This window comes from Sellimonas caecigallum, from assembly GCF_019754295.1.
Taxonomy (GTDB): domain Bacteria; phylum Bacillota; class Clostridia; order Lachnospirales; family Lachnospiraceae; genus Sellimonas; species Sellimonas caecigallum.
On the sequence record NZ_VIRV01000042.1, the window covers coordinates 1 to 2,570 of the forward strand.

A 2,570-nucleotide genomic window follows, 5' to 3' on the forward strand; every position below is an offset into this window, starting at 1 on the left:
TGCAAATTCCAGTAAAAGGGGGCATATGCTCCGCACCAACGGTGCGCTCAGTCCATTTTAAACGGTGCGGAGCATCATCCCTCTGATGACAGATGCTTATTTCTCAGCTACGCGCATACTGATGCCATTCATTTCGAGCCTATAACTATGTCGTTTGTCTGTAATGCGTGCAAGGCAGGCATCTGCATAAGTGTGTTCCCGGAACAGATCAAACCATGACTTGATCGGAAACTGTGAAATGATGATTGTAGATCTGCGTCCATCCCGTCCGTCGATCACTTCGAAGAGATCTCGGCATTTATCCAGATCCAGCTCCATGAGACCAAAGTCATCAATCGCAAGCAGATCAAGTTTGGACAGTGCGGTAACGTATTCCAGATAGGTTGACTTCAGCCTAGCCTGCTCCAGTTCAAGCATGAGCGTGTTTGCCCGGATATATCGTACCGTCTTCAGCTGGCGAAGAGCAGAGATACACAAGGCATTGCTCAGGTGTGTTTTCCCGCTACTTGTCATGCCGGTAATCAGGAGATTCTTGCCTTCATCAATCCAATGGCAGGTTGCCAGCCGCTCAATCGCAGTTGTGTCCAGTTTTCTTGCGGGATCATAAATGGTTTCATCCAGATCAGCATCCGGATAGCGCAGATGTGCCTGTTTCAGATAGCGTTTAAACTTTTTGTCGTATCGTATCTGCCATTCATGGTTTACAATCTCCGTGAACCGTTCAATGAAGGGCGCCAGATCGGCATTCGGATCCAGCATCTGGCTTTCAAATGCATCTGCCATTCCGGACATCCTCAGGGAACGCAAACGTTCACAGATCAGGAGTTCCTCATGAGTAAGGGAAAGATTCTCATTCATTGATAGCAGTCCCTCCCTCTGATGTTTTCATGTTCCGGAAGGTGTCCGGCTGCGCTCTTTCCTGTCGGTTCGTGGTTAACCAGACGGCTAAGGGCTTTCTTGAAGTAAGTGTACTTGCATGCGGATGCATCAATACAAATCTGGGCTGCTTCCGCAGCGATATGACGTGGGACATCATTGCACATATGCAGAATCCCCTTGCAGCTGTTGTATGTCTGTTCTTCATGCTTCACGCTGCGGAGAATACGGTCAATGAGCGTAACCATGGATTCTCCATAAACGGATGCCCATCTGCGGTAATACGCCCCGTCATGTGCATTCAGTTCCTTGTAATACAGGTGTTCCGGGGGCATATGACTGTCGTCTGTGATATAACGCGGAAAATCCTTATAGGAGCGTACATGCTTACATAAAAGCCTGTTATTCTCATCACAGATCCTTATCTCACTCATTGTAGCTTTGAACATTGCAGGTTTTCCGTGATACGTATACAATACAGAGTAATAGTGGCTGTCATATTCAAGGTGGTAATTATCTGGTATACGCAGAAAATATTTATAATCACAAGTCGTAAAGCTGCCCGATGGAAGAGGCTTCATTTTGGGCTTGTCGTAGGTCTGGAAGGCATACTCCCGTGTCCTGCGGATATCATTTTTATTCCGGAAATCCGCTTGATTGATTGCCGCTATTATCTTTTGGGTTTCTTTGTTCAGGGAATCGAGACTTGTAAATATGTTTTCTTTTAAGCGCTCGATTAAATGTGTCTCCAAAAAACGGACGTGGTTTTCTATCGTCGGTTTCCCTTTCGGCTTGCGCGGCGGTGGAGGCAGTACAATCGTATCGTAGAAATCCTCCAGATCTGAAAAAGCTGAATTCAGGATCAATTCGTCCTTTGAGTGCTTAGAAATCGCGGTCTTCAGGTTGTCTGGAACAAGATATTTCGGAACAGCCCCATAGTATTCCAGTGCGTGGACAACGCCGGTAATAAAACTTGGCAGCCTCTCATCAAGGAATACTTCTGCATATACACGGCTGCTGAAGCCAAGCGTCGTAGCGAACACATGAACTTTGTGTATCTCGCCGGTTGCAGGATCCGTCAGTAGTTCAGGCTGATCGCCGATCCAGTCGATATACATCCGCTCTCCCGGGATCCGTTCAACAGGCATAGATACAGAATTCTGTCCCAAATTTTCTCTCAGGAAATCTCTGTAGAGCTTATAGAACTGTGACAGTTGATAGCCATTCGGATGCTCTTTCTTGTATTCCAGCCACTGGAATGCAAGATCGGGAGTCGCCATCGCCATCATACGCTGATGGATCTGAAAGAAATCTGGCAATTCCTTTTCAGCACGGCGGAGATTCTCTGGCGGATAGAAAGCCTCCTCGACTTTCTTCGGCGGCATTGCTTTCAACTCCTCCAGGGGAAGCCCCAGTTCATGAAAGCGGTTCATAATAAGTGTTACGGTACTGTTTCCTATGTTGTACCGCTTCTTGGTAGTGCGGTATCCAATACCGCTTTGGCGTAATTCAATCACACCAATGATTGTTGAGTATTTTTGCATTTGGTGCTCCTTTCTCAACTTGTAATGAACGAGTTTCATTGTTCATTATAAAAGAAAGCGCACCGTTTAGAATGGAATCAGTGCACCGCTATTTCAGAATAGGTGCACCGCTAATTCTGAAATGAACGCACCGATCGACTGGAATTTGCA

At 46.5% G+C, this 2,570-nt stretch carries 2 protein-coding genes; both read right to left on the reverse strand.

The features are described from left to right. Positions 1-96 precede the first annotated feature (96 nt). Positions 97-858 carry an ATP-binding protein gene (locus FLB61_RS12870; RefSeq protein ID WP_221920422.1) on the reverse strand — a complete coding sequence of 254 codons (762 nt, stop codon included), beginning with the start codon at positions 856-858 and terminating at the stop codon, positions 97-99. Then, positions 855-2,420, reverse strand: a complete 1,566-nt coding sequence (gene istA, locus FLB61_RS12875; RefSeq protein ID WP_221920423.1) for an IS21 family transposase — start codon at positions 2,418-2,420, stop codon at positions 855-857. Before istA ends, FLB61_RS12870 begins: the two co-directional genes overlap by 4 nt. Positions 2,421-2,570: the final 150 nt, after the last annotated feature.

Bases quoted from the DNA above. Each gene is read 5' to 3' on its own strand.
- FLB61_RS12870 (WP_221920422.1), bottom strand. From the start codon at position 858: ATGAATGAGAATCTTTCCCTTACTCATGAGGAACTCCTGATCTGTGAA.
- istA (WP_221920423.1), bottom strand. From the start codon at position 2,420: ATGCAAAAATACTCAACAATCATTGGTGTGATTGAATTACGCCAAAGC.